The 17,457-nt window shown below is 66.5% G+C and carries 22 protein-coding genes; 11 read left to right on the top strand and 11 right to left on the bottom strand.

The window, feature by feature from the left end:
* The first annotated feature begins 29 nt into the window (after positions 1-29).
* Positions 30-1,379 carry a maltokinase gene (locus A5646_RS08830; protein ID WP_066868125.1) on the top strand — a complete coding sequence of 450 codons (1,350 nt, stop codon included), beginning with the start codon at positions 30-32 and terminating at the stop codon, positions 1,377-1,379.
* Between the two features lie 47 nt (positions 1,380-1,426).
* The gene (locus A5646_RS08825; protein ID WP_066868128.1) at positions 1,427-2,113 is read left to right on the top strand and encodes a YoaK family protein; all 687 of its coding nucleotides are present in this window, start codon (positions 1,427-1,429) and stop codon (positions 2,111-2,113) included.
* Positions 2,114-2,169: 56 nt separating this feature from the next.
* On the opposite strand, the gene ag85C is transcribed toward A5646_RS08825, so the two are convergent.
* From ag85C to A5646_RS08800, 5 genes are all read right to left on the bottom strand, one after another.
* Entirely contained in the window at positions 2,170-3,195 is a 1,026-nt protein-coding gene (ag85C, locus tag A5646_RS08820; RefSeq protein ID WP_066868130.1) for a diacylglycerol acyltransferase/mycolyltransferase Ag85C, read from the bottom strand.
* 232 nt (positions 3,196-3,427) lie between these two features.
* Positions 3,428-4,246: an ABC transporter permease gene (locus A5646_RS08815; RefSeq protein ID WP_067021292.1), complete on the bottom strand. Its 819-nt coding sequence runs from the start codon at positions 4,244-4,246 to the stop codon at positions 3,428-3,430.
* Entirely contained in the window at positions 4,236-5,066 is an 831-nt protein-coding gene (locus A5646_RS08810) for an ATP-binding cassette domain-containing protein (protein ID WP_067021290.1), read from the bottom strand. The genes A5646_RS08815 and A5646_RS08810 overlap by 11 nt, the downstream gene beginning before the upstream one ends.
* Entirely contained in the window at positions 5,063-5,515 is a 453-nt protein-coding gene (locus A5646_RS08805) for a MarR family winged helix-turn-helix transcriptional regulator (protein ID WP_066868139.1), read from the bottom strand. Before A5646_RS08805 ends, A5646_RS08810 begins: the two co-directional genes overlap by 4 nt.
* Positions 5,516-5,582: 67 nt before the next feature.
* Complete coding sequence (locus tag A5646_RS08800) at positions 5,583-6,080, bottom strand: metallophosphoesterase (protein ID WP_066868141.1); 498 nt, start codon at positions 6,078-6,080, stop codon at positions 5,583-5,585.
* Positions 6,081-6,159: 79 nt separating this feature from the next.
* On the opposite strand from A5646_RS08800, the gene A5646_RS08795 reads away from it, so the two are divergent.
* From A5646_RS08795 to A5646_RS08785, 3 genes are read left to right on the top strand one after another with little or no spacing between them, the layout of a single operon-like run.
* Positions 6,160-6,468: a metal-sensitive transcriptional regulator gene (locus A5646_RS08795; RefSeq protein WP_066882023.1), complete on the top strand. Its 309-nt coding sequence runs from the start codon at positions 6,160-6,162 to the stop codon at positions 6,466-6,468.
* Positions 6,469-6,496: 28 nt separating this feature from the next.
* The gene (locus A5646_RS08790) at positions 6,497-7,111 is read left to right on the top strand and encodes a hypothetical protein (RefSeq protein WP_066882025.1); all 615 of its coding nucleotides are present in this window, start codon (positions 6,497-6,499) and stop codon (positions 7,109-7,111) included.
* Positions 7,112-7,162: 51 nt separating this feature from the next.
* Complete coding sequence (locus A5646_RS08785) at positions 7,163-7,564, top strand: DUF302 domain-containing protein (protein WP_066868148.1); 402 nt, start codon at positions 7,163-7,165, stop codon at positions 7,562-7,564.
* Between the two features lie 35 nt (positions 7,565-7,599).
* Here the strand turns inward: A5646_RS08785 and A5646_RS29385 are convergent, their stop codons facing one another.
* On the bottom strand, positions 7,600-7,773 hold the full coding sequence (locus tag A5646_RS29385; protein ID WP_197498032.1) for a hypothetical protein: 174 nt from the start codon (positions 7,771-7,773) through the stop codon (positions 7,600-7,602).
* Positions 7,774-7,904: 131 nt separating this feature from the next.
* On the opposite strand from A5646_RS29385, the gene A5646_RS08780 reads away from it, so the two are divergent.
* Complete coding sequence (locus A5646_RS08780) at positions 7,905-8,360, top strand: MaoC family dehydratase (protein ID WP_066868150.1); 456 nt, start codon at positions 7,905-7,907, stop codon at positions 8,358-8,360.
* Positions 8,361-8,377: 17 nt separating this feature from the next.
* On the opposite strand, the gene A5646_RS08775 is transcribed toward A5646_RS08780, so the two are convergent.
* Entirely contained in the window at positions 8,378-9,673 is a 1,296-nt protein-coding gene (locus tag A5646_RS08775; RefSeq protein ID WP_067021301.1) for an acyl-CoA dehydrogenase family protein, read from the bottom strand.
* Positions 9,674-9,754: 81 nt separating this feature from the next.
* Positions 9,755-10,444 carry a GAF and ANTAR domain-containing protein gene (locus tag A5646_RS08770; RefSeq protein ID WP_369806922.1) on the bottom strand — a complete coding sequence of 230 codons (690 nt, stop codon included), beginning with the start codon at positions 10,442-10,444 and terminating at the stop codon, positions 9,755-9,757.
* Between the two features lie 169 nt (positions 10,445-10,613).
* Here A5646_RS08770 and A5646_RS08765 point away from each other — a divergent pair, with 169 nt between their 5' ends.
* Positions 10,614-11,513, top strand: coding sequence for a manganese catalase family protein (locus tag A5646_RS08765; RefSeq protein ID WP_066868157.1), 900 nt, complete (start codon positions 10,614-10,616; stop codon positions 11,511-11,513).
* 60 nt (positions 11,514-11,573) lie between these two features.
* Here the strand turns inward: A5646_RS08765 and A5646_RS08760 are convergent, their stop codons facing one another.
* Both A5646_RS08760 and A5646_RS08755 read right to left on the bottom strand, forming a co-directional pair.
* Positions 11,574-12,152: a hemerythrin domain-containing protein gene (locus A5646_RS08760; RefSeq protein WP_067021288.1), complete on the bottom strand. Its 579-nt coding sequence runs from the start codon at positions 12,150-12,152 to the stop codon at positions 11,574-11,576.
* An 86-nt stretch (positions 12,153-12,238) separates the two neighbouring features.
* On the bottom strand, positions 12,239-13,336 hold the full coding sequence (locus A5646_RS08755; protein WP_067021286.1) for a F420-dependent hydroxymycolic acid dehydrogenase: 1,098 nt from the start codon (positions 13,334-13,336) through the stop codon (positions 12,239-12,241).
* Positions 13,337-13,387: 51 nt separating this feature from the next.
* Here A5646_RS08755 and A5646_RS08750 point away from each other — a divergent pair, with 51 nt between their 5' ends.
* Together A5646_RS08750 and A5646_RS08745 are read left to right on the top strand one after the other, a co-directional pair.
* Positions 13,388-13,993, top strand: coding sequence for a GNAT family N-acetyltransferase (locus A5646_RS08750; RefSeq protein WP_066868239.1), 606 nt, complete (start codon positions 13,388-13,390; stop codon positions 13,991-13,993).
* Between the two features lie 63 nt (positions 13,994-14,056).
* Complete coding sequence (locus A5646_RS08745) at positions 14,057-14,404, top strand: hypothetical protein (RefSeq protein WP_066868241.1); 348 nt, start codon at positions 14,057-14,059, stop codon at positions 14,402-14,404.
* 34 nt (positions 14,405-14,438) lie between these two features.
* Here A5646_RS08745 and A5646_RS08740 read toward each other — a convergent pair whose 3' ends face one another.
* A complete protein-coding gene (locus tag A5646_RS08740; protein WP_197498031.1) occupies positions 14,439-15,140 on the bottom strand; it encodes a TetR family transcriptional regulator in 702 nt (233 codons plus the stop codon).
* 43 nt (positions 15,141-15,183) lie between these two features.
* Between A5646_RS08740 and A5646_RS08735 the strand changes: the two genes are divergently transcribed.
* A complete protein-coding gene (locus A5646_RS08735) occupies positions 15,184-16,281 on the top strand; it encodes a ferredoxin reductase (protein ID WP_067021284.1) in 1,098 nt (365 codons plus the stop codon).
* A gap of 43 nt (positions 16,282-16,324) precedes the next feature.
* Positions 16,325-17,440 (top strand): acyl-CoA desaturase, encoded by a 1,116-nt coding sequence (locus tag A5646_RS08730; protein ID WP_067021282.1) that lies wholly within the window; start codon positions 16,325-16,327, stop codon positions 17,438-17,440.
* Positions 17,441-17,457: the final 17 nt, after the last annotated feature.

Genomic DNA, 17,457 nt, shown 5'->3' with positions numbered 1-17,457 from the left:
ACTGGTGCTCATGAGGAGGAGTGGCGCAAATGACTCAGCCAGCCAAGCTGCCCTGGTCTGAGTGGCTTCCGCAACAACGTTGGTACGCCGGGCGTAACCGAGAACTGACGCGCGCCGAATCCAGCGTGGTCGTCCCGCTCGACGACGACCTCGACCTGGTCCTCGTCGACGCCGACTACGCCGACGGTTCCCGCCACCGGTACCAGGTGATCGTGCGATGGGATGCCGGACCGGTCTCCGAGTACAGCACCGTCGCCACCATCGGCTCCGCTGACGGCCGGACCGGGTTCGACGCGATGTACGACGCCGAGGCGCCGCGGTTCCTGCTCTCTTTGATCGACTCGTCGGCCGTGCGCAACGCGACGGGCACCGAGGTGAGTTTCGCCAAAGAGCCGGGCGTCGAGCTTCCGCTGGAGGCGATGGCGCATGTCTCGGACGCCGAGCAGTCCAACACCAGCGTCATCTTCGACCGCGACGCGATCTTCAAGGTGTTCCGGCGCGTCAGCAGCGGCATCAACCCCGACATCGAGCTGAACCGCGTGCTCGGCCGGGCCGGCAACCCGCACGTCGCGCGGTTGCTGGGCACCTACGAGATGACCGGTTCCGAGGGCAGCGCCGACGAGGCGTGGCCGTTGGGCATGGTGACCGAGTTCGCCGCCAACTCCGCGGAGGGCTGGGCGATGGCCACCGCGAGCGTCCGTGACCTGTTCGCCGAGGGCGACCTGTATGCGTACGAGGTCGGCGGCGACTTCGCCGGCGAGTCCTACCGGCTCGGCGAAGCCGTGGCGTCCGTGCACGCCACCCTGGCCGAGACGCTTGGAACCTCGCAGGCCGTGTTCCCGGTGGACAACGTGCTGGCGCGGCTGTCGGCGACCGCGGCCCTGGTGCCCGAGCTCGAGGAGCACGCGACGACGATCGAAGAGCGCTTCCAGAAGCTGATCACCGAGACGATCACCGTGCAGCGCGTCCACGGCGATCTGCACCTGGGCCAGGTGCTGCGCACGCCGGAGCGCTGGCTGCTCATCGATTTCGAGGGCGAGCCGGGACAGCCGCTCGAGGAACGCCGAGCGCCGGATTCACCGCTGCGTGACGTGGCCGGGGTGCTGCGCTCGTTCGAGTACGCCGCGTACGGACCATTGGTCGACCAAGCCGACGACAAGCAGTTGGCGGCCCGGGCCCGCGAGTGGGTCGAACGCAACCGCACCGCGTTCTGCGACGGCTATGCGGCCGCCTCCGGGACAGACCCGCGCGATTCGGCGCAGCTGCTGGCCGCCTACGAGCTCGACAAGGCCGTCTACGAGGCCGGTTACGAAGCGCGGCACCGGCCGGGCTGGCTGCCGATTCCGTTGCGCTCCATCGCTCGTCTCACCGCCCACTAGCGTTCGCGTGCGCTGCGCGTGCCGCGGCTGTCTGACAGCATGTGCGTGTGCCGAACGAGATCAACAACAGTGAGTCGCGGTTGTCGTGGGTGCTGGCGGTGCTGGCCGGGATTTTGGGGGCGACCGCCTATACGCATTCCGCCGGATACTTTGTGACCTTCATGACAGGCAACGCCCAGCGGGCGGCGCTGGGGTACTTCCGCGGGGACGTGGTGCTGTCGATCTCCGCGGGGGTGTTGATCCTGTGCTTCGTCGCCGGCGTGATCATCGCGTCGGTCTGCCGGCGCCATTTCTGGGTGGCGCACCCGCACGGGCCGACGGTGCTGACGACGTTCAGCCTGGCGGCGGCCACCGTGGCCGACGTCATCGACGAGGGCTGGACCGAAAACCTGCTCGATTTCGCGCCGATCATGTTGGTGGCGTTCGGGATCGGGGCTTTGAACACGTCCTTCGTCAAGGACGGTGAGGTGTCGGTCCCGCTGAGCTACGTGACCGGCACGCTGGTGAAGATGGGCCAGGGCATCGAACGCCACCTCGCGGGTGGGTCGGCGGCCGACTGGCTGGGCTACTTTCTGCTGTTCGCCAGCCTGGTGCTGGGCGCCGCAGTGGGTGGCTTCATCAGCCTGTTCGTCAACGGGACGTGGATGCTGGTGGTGGCCACCGTCGTGTGCGCGCTGACCACCGGCTACACGTACTTCCACTCCGATCGCCGGGCCCTGCTCAAGGAGGCGTGAGAAAAGCATCGGCAGTAGCGCTGACCGGTGCGCTACTGCCGATGCTGGCCTTGGCCTCAGGCCGCGGGAGGGTTAGCGGTAGGGGCGCTAGCCGGCGCGGCGTTGACCGTGTTGAGGGTTTGCAGGATGTCGGGCTTCATCGCGACCAACTGCTGGTTCCAGTAGGGCCACGAGTGCGTCCCGTTGGCGGGGAAGTTGAACACCCCGTTGCGTCCGCCGGCGGCCACGTAGTTGTTCTGGAACTGCTCGTTGGTGCGCAGCGTCATGCCCTCCAGGAACTTGGCCGGCATGTTGTCGCCGCCGAGGTCGCTGGGGGTGCCGTTACCGCAGTAGACCCAGATGCGGGTGTTGTTGGCGACCAGTCGCGGAATCTGGACCATCGGGTCGTTGCGCTTCCACGCCGGGTCGCTGGACGGCCCCCACATGCTGTTGGCGTTGTAGCCGCCCGCGTCGTTCATCGCCAGCCCGATCAGGGTGGGCCACCAGCCCTCGGACGGGTTGAGGAAGCCCGACAACGCGGCGGCGTACGGGAACTGCTGCGGGTAGTAGGCCGCCAGGATCAGCGCGGAGCCGCCCGACATGGACAGCCCGACGGCGGCGTTGCCGGCCGGGGAGACCTGCTTGTTGGCCTGCATCCACAGCGGCATCTCCTGGGTCAGGAAGGTCTCCCACTTGTAGGTGTAGTTCTGTCCGTTACCCGAGGACGGCTGGTACCAGTTGCTGTAGAAGCTGGACTGGCCGCCGACCGGCATGATGACCGACAGGCCGGACTGGTAGAACTCCTCGAAAGCCGGGGTGTTGATGTCCCAGCCGTTGTAATCGTCCTGCGCGCGCAGGCCGTCGAGCAGGTACACGGCGTGCGATCCGCCGCCCTGGAACTGGACCTTGATGTTGCGGCCCATCGACGGCGAGGGCACCTCGAGGTATTCCACCGGAAGGCCGGGCTTGGAGAAGGCCCCCGCGACGGGGGAGCCGCCGGAGGCAACAGCGAGACCGGACAGCAGGGAGGCCCCCATGGCCGCGATCGCCAGTCGGCGCGGCATGGTAGCCGCTGCGCCACGCAACTTTTCGAAGAACGACATAGCTCTCTACCCATCCCAACTTTCATCTGCCGCATGGTGCGGTCGAATCTGTTCTCGGGGAGTCAAACACAGCGGGACGGGTGAATTCGTTTGTCGCGGCCGGGATGTCAGATCGCGGTTGGCTAACGATTGGGCCTCGCACAGAAATCGTCACGATCGGGTCACGATCGGCTCTCGAAACCGTGCACCTGCCTTGCGATGCGCTGGCGCATGCGCTATCGCCGGCGCCGGATCATGCCACCAAGCGACGCAAAAGTGTTGAGGCCGTGACGATTCCGAGCACCGCGGCCACCACCAGCACCGCGATGTCCGCGAGGTTGTATGGGGTGCCGATCAACAACGCGCGCAGCGCGTTCACCTCGTAACTGAGGGGATTGACCTTGCAGAGCACGTGCAGCCACGCGGGCATCACGTCGACCGGGTACAGGGCGTTGGATGCGAAGAACAACGGCATCGTGATCGCTTGCCCGATTCCCATCAGGCGGTCGCGACTGCGCACCAAGCCGGCCAGTGTCATGGACAGACAGGCGAAGAAGGCGGCGCCGAGCATGACGATGGCCATCGCCGCCACGATCCGCAACGGATTGACCGTCAGGCCGACACCCATCGCGTACGCCAGCGCCAGCACGCCGACCACCTGGGCCACCGACCGGACCCCGGCCGCAAACGCTTTGCCGGTGATCAGCGCCGAAGCCGGTGCCGGCGTCACCATGAGCTTGGCCAGCACACCGGCGTCTCGGTCCCAAATGATCTGTATCCCATAGAAAATGGAGATGAACAGCGCTGACTGGGCGATGATCCCCGGCGCCAGGAACGCCAGATATGACACCGATCCGGTGGGGATGACATGCAAGTGGCTGAACGTGGTCCCGAAGATCAACAGCCACAGGGCGGGCTGCACCATCCGGGTGACCAGTTCGGTCCGGTCGTGCTGCAACTTCTGCAGTTCGACGATCGCGAACGCCCCGATGCGGCTGGCCAAGGCGCCGGCTCGTTGCCAGCCGTGGGGCGCGCGAAGCAGTGTCGAGCCGGCGGCGCTATCAACCGACACGGCGAGCCACCTTTCTGCTGGAACGGATTTCACGAATGGACCCGGTGGCTTCCGCGGGATCCGCGTCATCGGCCAGACCCGATGCCGCGTAGTGGCGGAACACATCCTCGAGCGTGGCGTTCGCAGACACCTTGGCCTTCAACCTGTCGGGTGTGCCGACCGCCCGGAGTTGACCGCGGTGCATCAGCGCTACCCGGTCGCACAGCGCGTCGGCTTCCTCCATGTAGTGGGTGGTAAGCAGCACGGTCATGCCGAACTGGGCCTGCATCTTTTGCACCTGTGCCCACACGCCGTCACGCGCGATGGGATCCAGCCCGACGGTCGGCTCGTCGAGCACCAGCAGCGACGGGCGGTTGACCAGCGCCTGCGCCACCTCGAGGCGGCGGACCATGCCACCGGAATAGGACGACGCCAGCCGGTCGGCCACGTCGATGAGATCCATGGCGACCAGCGCCTGATCGACGCGGTCGGCGCGCTCGGCGCGGGGCACCCCGTACAGCCGCGCGAACCACTGCACGTTTTGCCTGCCGGTCAGTGCGGGCTCAATCGAAAGCTGTTGGGGCACATAGCCGATATTGCTTCGAATGTCGGTGGTCTGGCGGCGGGCGTCCATCCCGAAGATGCGCAGTTCGCCATGCTGCACCGGGGTCAACGTGGTCAGCATCCGGACCATGGTCGTCTTGCCGGCGCCGTTGGGCCCCAGCAGGCCCATGGTTTCACCGGGCCGCACCTGCAGGGTCACGTCATCGACGGCGGTGAACTGACCGTACCGGTAGGTCACATTTCTGGCGTCGACCGCCATCGGCAGCGATGCGCTCATGATCGCCGCTCACTCATTTTTCGGGTCATCGTGTCGAGGACCTCCAATCCCTTTGTCAAAGCTTCGATTTGGTCGTCGTCAAGCTCGTCGATCACCTCGGACAGCAACGCCCGCCGGGTGGCGCGGGATGCGTCGACGACCTGCTGGGCGGGCTCGGCCAGCCGCAGTTGGCACACCCGGCGATCGCTGTCGCCGGCAGTCCGCAGCAGCAGCCCGGCGGACACCAACTTGGTGACCAGGGTCGACGCGGTGTTGGGCACCAGGCCCAACTCGGCGGCCGCGGCGCTGACCGAGATCCCCGGCCGACGGCCGACCAGCCATAACAGCTCCGTCTGCGACTCGGACAACCGCGCCGAATCGAACCCGCGACCCGCCGACCGCCGGAGTTGCCGGCGAAACCTGCCGACGACGCCGAACAAGTCGCCGGCCACATCTGTGCGTGAGTTCATCTGCGCCCATAATACCTCTGTAGCCGAGCTATCTATGTGGGGAAGCTGTGCGTGGGTTATGTACCCGCTACCGGGGCAGGCGATGCAGCGCGACCTCGGTCAGCTCGCCATCCGCGGCGCGCGCCGTCATATAGGTGCAGAAGGGTTGGCGGCGGCGGTCCGTCGGTGACCCGGGATTGAGCAGCCGTAAGCCGTTGTCGGTGGTGGTGTCCCACGGGATGTGGCTGTGCCCGAAGACCAGCACGTGGGTGTCGGGATAGAGCCGCGCCATCCGCGTGTCGCGTCCGGTCGCGGCGCCGGTCTCGTGCACGACCGTCAGCCGGACCCCGGCCAGCGTCACGTCGGCCCGTTCCGGCAGTCGCGCCCGCAGCGCCGCGCCGTCGTTGTTGCCCCAGCACCCCACCAGCCTTGCCGCCCGGGCCTCTAGCTCATCGAGGAATTCGGGTGCTATCCAGTCGCCCGCGTGCACGACGACGTCGGCCGCGGCCACCTCATCCCAGACCTGGGCCGGCAGGTCGCGGGCGCGTTTGGGAATGTGGGTATCGGCAATCAGCAGCAGCCTCACAAACCCATCTTGCGCTAAGCGGGATCGACGGCCGATTGGCCAGCGGCAGATACCCTACGGGGTATGGTATAAAGCAGACATGGTGATCGAAGGTAACGGCAGCGCACCGCGCACGAAAGTCGGTGCGGGGCATCGCCCCGGCGATATCGATGCCGTGCTCACCCGGTTACGCCGGGCGCACGGTCAGCTCGGGGGGGTCATCTCAATGATCGAGCAGGGCCGTGGGTGCAAAGACGTCGTCACCCAGCTGGCTGCGGTGTCAAAGGCCTTGGACCGCGCGGGTTTCAAGATCATCGCCTCGGGCCTGCGCGACTGCATCACGCGAGGGCACGATCAGCCGGCCGTGTCGATCGACGAATTGGAGAAGCTGTTCCTGAGCCTGGCGTGATTGCCTAGCGCGACGAAAAGGAGCGAAAATGTCTGCCGTCCAACGTAATTCGACCAAACCGGCTGCGACGCTGTGGCTGGACCCGGTGTGTCCGTACACGTGGAACACCGCGCGCTGGCTGCGTGCCGTCGCCGAGAAGACCGGGCTGGCCACCGATTGGCGGCTGATGAACCTGGCCGTCCTCAACGAGGGAAGCGAACTGTCGCCCGCGCACCAGGCCCGGATGCGTGACTCGCAGCAGGTCGGGCGGCTGATGGCCGCGATCGTCCGCGACCACGGCAGCGCGGGTTGGACCGCCGCGTATTTCGCCTTCGGCGAGCGGTACTTCGAGCAATCGCAGCCTCTCACCGACTCGCTGGTCGCGGAGGTGCTGGATGCGGCGGGCGTTCGTGACGTCACCCCCGCCGCCACCTCGGACGCAACACTGGACGACATTGTCAGGCGAGCACACCAGGACGGACAGGACGCGCTCGGCGAAACCGGCGGCAGCCCGATCCTGCGTATCGGCGAACACACCTTCTTCGGGCCCGTCCTGACGGCCCTGCCCGACGCCGACGCCGCCCTCGCCCTGTTCGACGCGGTGGCCGCCCTGGCCGCAATTCCCCAGTTCACTCAGCTGCAGCGGCCCCGCACCGCGGCCTAGGCGGGATCGCCGCGCATTTCTGGCTAGTGCCACGCCAAAACAGGAGGACAAATGACATCAGGATTGAGCACCACACTGCACACCTCGTTCGAGGACGCGGTGGATCGGACGACGAAAGCCCTGGCCGACCAGGGTTTCGGCGTACTGACCACCATCGACGTGCAGGCCACGCTGAAGCAAAAGCTCGGCGAGGACATGGAGAACTATTTGATCCTGGGGGCCTGCAACCCGGTGCTGGCGCATCGCGCGCTGGACATCCACCGCGAGATCGGCCAGTTGCTGCCGTGCAACGTGGTGGTGCGGTCCGATCCCGCCGGCGATGCGGATGCGGTTCTGGTCGAGGCGATGGATCCTCAGCTGATGGTCAAAGTGACGGCCGAGCCTGGCGCTCTGCAAGACGTGGCGGACCAGGCCACCGCCAAGCTGCAGGCCGCGATCGGCGCACTCGGGTAGCTTTCGGCGCAGCCCTACCGCCCTCGCGGATGGCGCTAGCCGTCTTGACTGCGGGCTTCGGCGCCCGACTCACCGGCGTCGAAGGAATCGTCGGAGCCCGCCGCGCCCACGTACGAGCCGTCTTCCTCACCCGCGGCGGCGCGGGACTGAGTCTGGTGGTTCTCAGCGTCCACGTCTTCCTCGGTCTTGTGGCCCTTGTGATCTGGCATGGTGGCTTCCTTTTCTGGAGAGGTGGCGTTGCGCGTGGGGTTCCCTCGACAGCTCATCCGAAACGGTGACCTCCGGCGATGACGTGGCGCTCCGGCGCTATTGTTAGCAGCCGAAACCAAGGAGAACTCGAATGCGCACCTTCGAATCAGTTACCGAGCTTGCCGCCGCCGCGGGCGAAGCTCTCGGGCACAGCGACTGGGTCACGATCACCCAGGAAGACGTCAACCTGTTCGCCGATGCGACCGGTGACCACCAGTGGATTCACGTCGACCCGGAACGGGCCGCGTCGGGCCCGTTCGGCACGACCATCGCCCACGGTTTCATGACCTTGGCGCTGCTGCCCCGGCTGCAGCATCAGATCTACACAGTCAACGGCATCAAGCTGGCAATCAACTACGGCCTCAACAAGGTTCGTTTCCCCGCACCGGTTCCGGTCGGCTCCCGGGTACGCGCGCAGAGTTCGTTGGTCAGCGTCGACGACGTCGGTAACGGCGCAGTGCAGGCGACCATCTCGACCACCGTCGAGATCGAGGGATCGGCCAAGCCGGCGTGCGTGGCCGAAAGCGTCGTCCGTTTCGTCGCCTGAGGTCGCGGCGCGCGTAGCTAGAACTCGGCGACGGCGTGTTCGAGCCGCTCGGCCAGTCGCGCCTGCGCTTCGGCGCGCCGGGTCGGTATGTGAGCCGACGGGAAAGGCGTTGTCACCGGCTCGTATTCGCGCAGGGTCCGGCGGGCGACAGTCATCTTGTGCAACTCGGTGGCACCGTCGGCGATACCCAGCGACTCGGCGGCCACCAGCATCTTGACGAACGGCATCTCGTCGGAGACGCCGAGCGCGCCGTGTAGGTGCAGCGCCCGCTGCGCGACATCGTGCAGCACCTGGGGCATCGCCACTTTCACCGCCGCGATGTCGCGCCGCACCTTCTGGTAGTCGTGGTGCTTGTCGATCAACCACGCGGTGCGCAGCACCAGCAGGCGGAACTGCTCGATCTGGATCCAGCTGTCGGCGATCTTCTCCTGGGTCATCTGGAAATCGGACAGCCGGCCGTGCCGGGTCTTGCGGGACACCGCGCGCTCGCACATCATGTCAAAGGCGCTGCGGGCCAACGCAATTGTGCGCATGGCGTGGTGAATCCGGCCGCCCCCGAGCCGGGTCTGCGCGATCATGAACGCCTGTCCCTCGCCACCCAGCACATGGTCGGCGGGTACCCGGACGTCGTTGTAGCGGACGTAGCCGTGGGTGGCGCGCTTTGACGACTCCGCTCCGACGCCGACGTTGCGCACGATCTCGATGCCGGGCGTTTCGGCCGGAACGATGAACAGTGACATCTTGTCGTAGGTGCGGGCCTCGGAATTCGTCACCGCCATGACGATGAAGAACGACGCGTGTTTGGCATTGGTGGAGAACCACTTCTCCCCATTGATCACCCAGTTGTCGCCGTCGCGGGCTGCGGCGGTGACGAATTGCCCTGGGTCAGAACCGCCTTGCGGTTCGGTCATCGAATAACAGGAGGTGATTTCGCCGTCCAGCAGCGGCTGCAGGTAGCGCGCCTTCTGCTCGTCGGTGCCGAACAGGGCGAGGATCTCGGCGTTGCCGGAATCCGGTGCCTGACAGCCGAACACCGAGGGGGCCCAGCGCGAGCGGCCCAGGATTTCGTTGAGCAGCGCCAGCTTGACCTGACCGAAGCCCTGGCCGCCCAACTCCGGGCGCAGGTGCGCGGCCCACAGCCCTTGGTCCTTCACCTGCTGCTGCAAGGGCCGCAGGATGGCCATCATCTCGGCGTTCTGCTTGTCGTACGGGTCGAGCGCAACCAGGTCGAGCGGTTCCAGCTCTTCGGCCATGAATTTTTCGACCCAGTCCAGCTTTGCCTGGTATTCGGGGTCTGTTTCGAAGTCCCACACCGTGGTCAACCAATCCCCGGCGCAACGCCGCGCCGGACTCGTTGATGAAGCCACCCCATCCTAGAGCGGGGCGGCGGAGGTTCAGTCGGCGCTGCGGGTGTCGATCACGCGCTGGGCGACGTCGATGAGCTTGGTCTGGCTTTCCTGGGAAAGCCGGCGCAGCAATTCGAAGGCGCGCACGTCATCGACGCCGTAGCGCTCCATGATGATGCCCTTGGCCTGGCCGATGCGGTCCCGCGTGGACAGGGCCGATTGCATCTGCTGTCCGTGCCGCCCGGCCATGATCGCCGAGGCGGCATGCGCGGCGAACACCGTGCCGATGGTTTCGGCTTCGGTGTCCCACACACCGGGCCGGAAACTGAACAGGTTGAGCGCGCCGGCGGTGCGGTCGGCGGTGTAGAGCTTGAACGAGAGGCTGCTGAGGATGCCATGCTCGACGGCGGCCGGTGCGTATTTCGGCCAGCGAGGCTCATTGCGGAGATCGTCCGTGCGCACGATCGTCTGCTTCAGCGCGGCGTCGTGGCAGGGGCCCTCATTGAAGTCATGCTGCAGCTTGTCGAGTTTGGCGACCAGGCTGTCGGTGTCGGCGAGCGATTCGAAATCATCGCCCCCTTTCACCAGCAACACCCCGGCGAGGTCCGCCGCCGGTATCAGTTCCACCGCCGCGGTGGTCACGTCGGCGAGAACCCGGTTGAGCGAACGCGGCACCGCGATCTCCCGGGATAGCTCCGCCATGCGCGTAGCCAGCTCGTGCCGAGCGGCCGCGTCCAAAGGCTCCATGGAACCGGATTCTCCACGATGTCCCACGATGCGTCACCCCCGCGGTCGTCTGAGGTGCCCGAGCGCTGGCCACCGAGGGAGTTGCTGTCGTCCGAGTTTGGGGCAAAAGGCCCCGGGTACCCGGCGTCGACAACCCGATCTCAACCCCCAGGGAGCCCCAGTGTTTGTGCACAACAAAGATCTTCAATTCGAGGTTCGCGTCGACCGACCCGACCCTCGCTTCGCGTCGCTGCTGATGGACCAGTTCGGCGGAGCCAACGGTGAACTCACCGCCGCGCTGCAGTACTTCACCCAGGCATTCGTGCTGCGGCAGAAGAACCCGAAAATGTATGACCTGTTCATGGATATTGCGACCGAGGAGCTCAGCCACCTCGAGATGGTCGGATCGATGATCACGATGTTGCTCGACGGGCTCAACGACAACCTCAAGATCGCCAATGAGAAATGCGACTGGATGCCGGCGGTGGCGGCCAACGGCGGCGGCCGCGACGGCCTGATCCACTCGGTGGCGGTCAACCCGCTGTTCCTGGTGCTCAGTGGCGGTGGGCCGGACGTCAAGGACTCCGGAGGAAACAACTGGACCGGCGCCTACATCGACGCCAACGGTGATCCCACCGTGGACCTGCGCAACAACGTCGCGGCGGAATCGCGCGCCAAGGTCGTCTACGAATATCTCAAGCAGTTCACCGACGACCCCGGCGTGCAGGACACCCTGACGTTCCTGATGACGCGCGAGGTGGCGCACTATCAGCAGTTCACCGCAGCGCTCAACGAGCTCCCGGTGAACTTCCCGCCGGGACAGCTGCCGGGCGACCCGCGCTTCCAGAACGTGGCGTTCAACATGTCCAACGGCGGTGGCGAGTCCATTCGCGGCCCGTGGAACCAAGGACAGGGTCCCTGGCCCGAGGGCACGGAATGGGAGTACGTCGAAAAGCCCGAGGAACAGTGGCTTGGCGGCACCACTCGCAAGAACACCGGCGCCAAGGAGAACCCGCAGGGTTCGCCGGCGGTCAACGCCGAGAAGCCCTTCACCCACGAACAGCACGTTCCCACCGGCTAATTGGACAAGTGGAAGGGCCGGGCGCCGAATTTTGCTCAGCGCCCGGCCCTTCCCATGTGCTCAGTGCATCTGCGGGTCCGGCGGATTGTCCTCGCCGCGGCCGGTTACCGCGTCGCGGACGTGGTCCACGATCGCCGCCCCCATGCCCATCGTTTTCAGCACCGCCGGGTTGGGCGGCGTGTCGGGGTGCGGCCGGGTCGGAGCGATCTTCTTTGCCGCTTCCAACTTTTCGCCGATCTTCTCCAAATCCTCACGGCTGAGCACGGTTTCGACCTGCGGCCACACCTCATCCTGTTCGTAGGCGATGTGTTCGCGGCCCGCCGTGACGAATTCCTGCAACGCTTCGTGGTAATCAGGGTCGCCCGGCTTGCCGTCCTCGAGACGCTGCAGCAGCTTCTTTCCGGCCTGCTCCTGCTCGAGCGCTTTGTCGACGAGGCCGTCGCCGATCGCTTCGCGCACCGCGGGCCAGAAGAACTGCTCCTCAATGGCTTCGTGCTGCGATTCGGCGATGATGAGGTTGTTCACCATGGTTTCCAGGCCGCTCGCCTGAGCGCCCTCGCCCGACGGCGCCCCGTCGAGCGTTTCCAACAAACCGAGCACACTCTTGTGGTCCTGACGAAGAAAAGTGATTGCGTCCATGCGTTGCCTTCCCAGTTGGGGCTGTTAGGAGTTGCGTGCGGATACCCGGGGTAGCGGTGCCGAAACGGGGGGGCGGCCGGGGTCCGTCAGTGCAACTTCGGCAGGACGTTGGCGCCGTAGAACTCGATGGCGGCGACGGGATCGTCTTGCGGAAAATGCAGGAACGGAATCGCACCGGCGTCGAGAATCCGCTGCAGGGCGTTGATATGGGGAGCCGGGTCGGTGCCGACCGTCCAGCCGCCCAACACCTTGTCGATGGGGTTGGACTCGGCCGCGCGCTGGATCTCGACGGGGTTGGGTTGATCGACGGCCCCGGCGGTGAAGCGCCACAGCGTGGCGGCCCGGGTCGCGACGGCGTTGTCGCCGACGACCGCGAACAGTTCGGCCCGTTTTCCGAGCGTCGCCACGTCACGCCCGGCGGCCCGGGCGCCCGCACCGAAGGCCGCCAACAGCTTTGGATTCGTGACATCGCTCGCCTGGGTGATCCAGCCATCCCCGTACTGTCCGGCCAGTCTCACGCTTTTCGGGCCGGCGGCCGCGACGAAGATCGGCGGGGGCGTCGCCGGAACATCGTAGAGTTTCAGCGAGTTCGTTTGAAAATAGTGGCCGGCGAACGAGATTCGCGAACCACTCCACAGCTGGCGGATCAGCTGTACCGCTTCGGCCAGCCTGTCGTGACGCTCGGCGTAGTTGCCGTAGGTGTTGGTGGTGGCCTGTTCATTGAGCCGTTCGCCGGTGCCGACGCCCAGGAACACCCGGCGGGGATAAAGAATCGCCAGGGACGCGAACGCCTGGGCGACCGTGGCGGGGTGGTAGCGGTAGGTCGGGCAGGTCACCCCGGTGCCGAACGTTACGTGGCTGGTGGCGTTGCCGACGAGCGCTAGGGTCAGCCACGGGAACATCGCGTGACCTTCGTTGTCCTGCCACGGCTGAATGTGGTCGCTGGCCCATACGTGTTGGAAGCCGGCGCGTTCGGCCGCCTTAGCCTGCGCAACCAGCTGGTCGGTGCGGAACTGCTCGTGCGAGAGGACAAAGCCCACGCCCTTGCCCGGTGGGGGCGCCGGCCCGCTGGACTTGCCGTGCTCGGCAGCCGGTTTCGCGCATCCCTGCGCCAGCCCGGCGGGCCCGAGCACGCCGGCGCCGGCCGCTATCCGCCCGAACGCTCGCCGCGAGATGCCGGTCACCGGGTCGGCATACCCGTCACGCCGGGCCTCACACGCACTAGCGTGGTGCAGATGACCCCGCAGGTCCGCCCGGCAGTGAAAGCCGACGTCCGCACGCTGTCGCGCACCCTGGCCCGCGCGTTCTACGACGACCCGGTGATGATCTGGCTGATGCCCGATCAGGACAAGCGGATCGCGCAGCTGTCCCGGTTGTTCGCGACGATGACCCGCCATCATCACCTGGCCCGCGGCGGCGTGGAGGTGGCCGGTGCGGGGGCGGACATCGTTGCGGCGGCGCTGTGGGATCCGCCGGATCAGTGGCAAGAGACGCCGCGGGGCCAGTTGGCGATGACGCCGACGTTCATCCGGGTGTTCGGCCTGCGCTCGATGCGGGGACGCGCCGTACAGGAATTGATGAAAAGCGTGCATCCCGAGGAGCCGCACTGGTACCTGGCGGTGATCGGCAGCGATCCGGCGGTTCGCGGCAAGGGATTTGGTCAGGCGTTGATGCGGTCGCGGTTGGACCGCTGCGACGCCGAGTACTGCCCGGCCTATCTCGAGTCGAGCAAGCCCGAAAACGTGCCGTACTACGAGCGTTTCGGCTTCAGCGTCACCCGTGAGATCGTGCTGCCGGACGGCGGGCCGAGCCTGTGGGCCATGTGGCGTCCGCCACGGTAGGAGCGCGGCCGGAGGCCTGCCGCCCGCGTTTAACCCCCCGACGCCGCGGGCAACCGGATGGGCATGAGCGATAACCCCCAGGCCGACGTGGATCCCGCGGACTTCCCCGAGGAGGGTGGCCCGGGTGACACCTTGAACCCGAGCGAAGGCACCGACTCGGACGAGTTGCGCAACGACGACGGCGACATCGTCGTCGACCCGCCTGAGGGCTGGAGCGAGGCCGACCGGTTCGGCATGACCGCCAGAGAAGAACGCGAGGGCGAATCCCTCGACGCCCGACTGGCGGCCGAGGAGCCCGACGTCCCCGATGCCATTGAGCCGGTCGACGACGGTCCCCGGCGCGCCCACCGGGGCCAGATCGACGGCACCCCCGAGGACGGCGACTCGCTCTACGAGGTCGTCGACGAGTAAGTCAGTGCTCGGCTGTTTACTGCAGCCGATCGGATCAGGGCGTGCTGCGCCAGCCGGCGATGCCGGTCGCGATCATCCGCAACTGCTTGACCGCGAGCCGGCGAATGTCCTCGGTTGCCTCGGCGCTCTGCGAATCCTCGATGGCCTCCGCGATGACGATCATGGCGTTGACGAACAGGGTCGCCAGCACGTTGAGATCCTCGGTGGTCCACTTGTTCAGGCCCGGGAATCGCGCCAGGTCGGTGGCCAGCTCGGACGTGATCAGCCGGATCTCGGTACGGATGGCGTAGCGCAGCACCGACAAGCCGCTGTTGCGCTCGCGGCCGATGAGCCGCCAGTGTTCGCGCCTGTCGGCGACGCTGGCGACCAGGATCTCGACGGACGACTCGATCACCCGGTTCGGGTCGAGCTTTCCGGCACGCGCGTCGCGCAGCGTGTCGCGCAGGCTCCGGAACGACTCGTCGATCAGGACCAGCCCCAGGGCCTCCATCGATTCGAAATGCCGGTAGAACGCCGCCGGAACGATCCCGACCTCCCGCGTCACCTCGCGCAGGCTCAAACTGGAGAAGCTGCGGTCCTGCAGGAGCTTGAGTGCCGCGGCGATGATGGCCCGGCGCGTCGCCTCCTTGCGCTCCTCGCGCGACTGGCTTTCCCGTGTGCGTTCGCGCCCCGCGCCCCGTCCCCGTGAGCTAGGAGTACGGCTGTTCACTATGTGAACCCTACCACAGCCAGGCATTAAACCCTTGACTGCATGGCCTCCGCGGTCGCACGGTGTACATATGTTCACTCAAACCGCTCAAGCTTCTGGCCGAGTCCTCGCGCGGACCCTTCGGCAGCGCGTGTTGGGTTCAGAGCTGTTAGACCTGCTGACCGGCCCGCACGGCGTCGACCGCTACACCGAACTGGTGGCGCCCACCTGGACGCTGGGCGAGGCCCGCGCCAAGGTGACCGACGTGCGCCGGGCCACGCCCCGCAGCGTCACCCTGACCCTGACCCCCAACGACACCTTCCTGGCCGCCCACACCCTCAAGGCCGGACAGTACGTCAACCTGACCGTGGAGATCGACGGCCGCCGCCACACCCGGTGCTATTCGCCCGCCAACGCCGAAGGCGGTACCACCCTCGAGCTGACGATCGGTCGGCACGACGGCGGCCTGGTCTCGAACTATCTTTACGAACACGCCCACCGCGGGATGGTGGTCGGTCTCGCCGGCACCGGCGGTGACTTCACGCTGCCGGGAACGCAAACCCCGCGGCGCATCCTCTTCGTCTCGGGCGGAAGCGGGATCACTCCGGTGATGTCGATGCTGCGGACCCTCGTCGCCCAGGGCCACGACGGCGAAATCGCATTCATTCACTACGCGCGCACGCCGGCCGAGGCCTGCTACCGCGACGAGCTGAAGGCGATGCCCGGCGTGCGGGTGCTGCACGGCTACACCCGCTCCGACGGCGGCGACCTCGCCGGACGCTTCGGTGCCGAGCACCTGGCCACCGCGATGCCGTCACCCGATGCGGTATTCGTCTGCGGCCCGGCCGCTTTGGTCGAGGCGGTCCGATCGCACTGCGACAACGTGTACACCGAGAGCTTCGTGCCGCCGGCCTTCGATGTGCCGGCGAATCCCTCGGGCGGTCGAGTCACGTTCTCCGACAGCGGTGTTGACGTCGTCGACGACGGGCGCCCGCTGTTGGAGCAGGCCGAAGCGGCCGGGCTCTCACCCGAAAACGGATGCCGAATGGGCATCTGCCACACCTGCACGCGGCGTAAAACCGCCGGCACCGTGCGCAACCTGGTCACCGGTGCGGTCTCGACCGCCCCCGACGAGGACGTGCAGATCTGCGTGTCCGTTCCGGTCGGTGACGTGGACCTGTCGCTATAGCGACCGACCATTCCAGCCCCTGAAAACTTCTGGAGGACAAACAATGTCGAACGCCAAGATTGCCCTGACGCCCGAACAGGCCGATGCATTCGGCCGGGAACTCGACGCCATCAAGGAACGTGTGATGGCAGAACTCGGCGAACAGGACGCCGACTACATCCGCCGCGTCATCAAGGCCCAGCGTGCGCTGGAGGTCGGTGGCCGGGCGCTGTTGTTCGCCGGGTTCCTACCCCCGGCTTGGCTGGCGGGCACCGCGATGCTGGGCCTGTCGAAGATCTTGGACAACATGGAGATCGGCCACAACATCATGCACGGCCAGTACGACTGGATGCGCGATCCGGCCATCTCCGGGCGCACCTTCGAGTGGGACACGGCGTGCCCGGCCGACCAATGGCGCCACTCGCACAACTACATGCATCACACCCACACCAACATCGTGGGGATGGACCGCGACATCGGCTACGGAATCCTGCGGATGAGCGAAGACCAGCGCTGGCAGCCGTACTTCCTCGGCAACCCGATCTACGCGTTCCTGCTGATGGTGTTGTTCCAGTACGGCGTTGCGCTGCACGAGCTGGAAACCGAGCGTATCCGCTCCGGCGAGATCCGGCTCCAGGACAAGCGTGAGGTGCTGCGGGAGATCTGGCGCAAGACCCGTCGGCAGACCCTGAAGGACTACGTCGCCTTCCCGCTGCTGGCCGGTCCCTTTGCGCCGTTCGTCTTCACCGGCAACCTGACCGCCAACCTGATGCGCAACGTGTGGTCGTACATGATCATCTTCTGCGGCCACTTCCCGGACGGGACACAGGAATTCACCGTCGAGGAAACCAAGGACGAGTCACGCGGCATGTGGTACTTCCGCCAGATCCTCGGCTCGGCAAACCTGACCGGCGGCAAGATCTTTCACCTGCTGTCCGGCAACCTCTCGCACCAGATCGAGCACCACCTGTTCCCGGACATGCCGGCCCGCCGCTACGCCGACATCGCGCCGGAGGTGCAGGAGATCTGCGGGCGCTACGGCATCCCCTATAACCGCGGTCCGCTGCTGCGTCAGTTCGGCACCGTCGTCCGCAAGATCGTCCGGCTGACCTTCCCGGACTCGTGGGTGCCAAAGGCCGGCGTCGAAAAGTCGCCCGAGCCCGAGCCGATCGCCGCGTAAATCCACATTGGCTGGGC

The sequence above is a fragment of the Mycobacterium sp. 1245499.0 genome, from assembly GCF_001673615.1.
GTDB lineage: Bacteria > Actinomycetota > Actinomycetes > Mycobacteriales > Mycobacteriaceae > Mycobacterium > Mycobacterium europaeum_A.
This window is presented reverse-complemented; position numbering and strand designations above follow the sequence as displayed.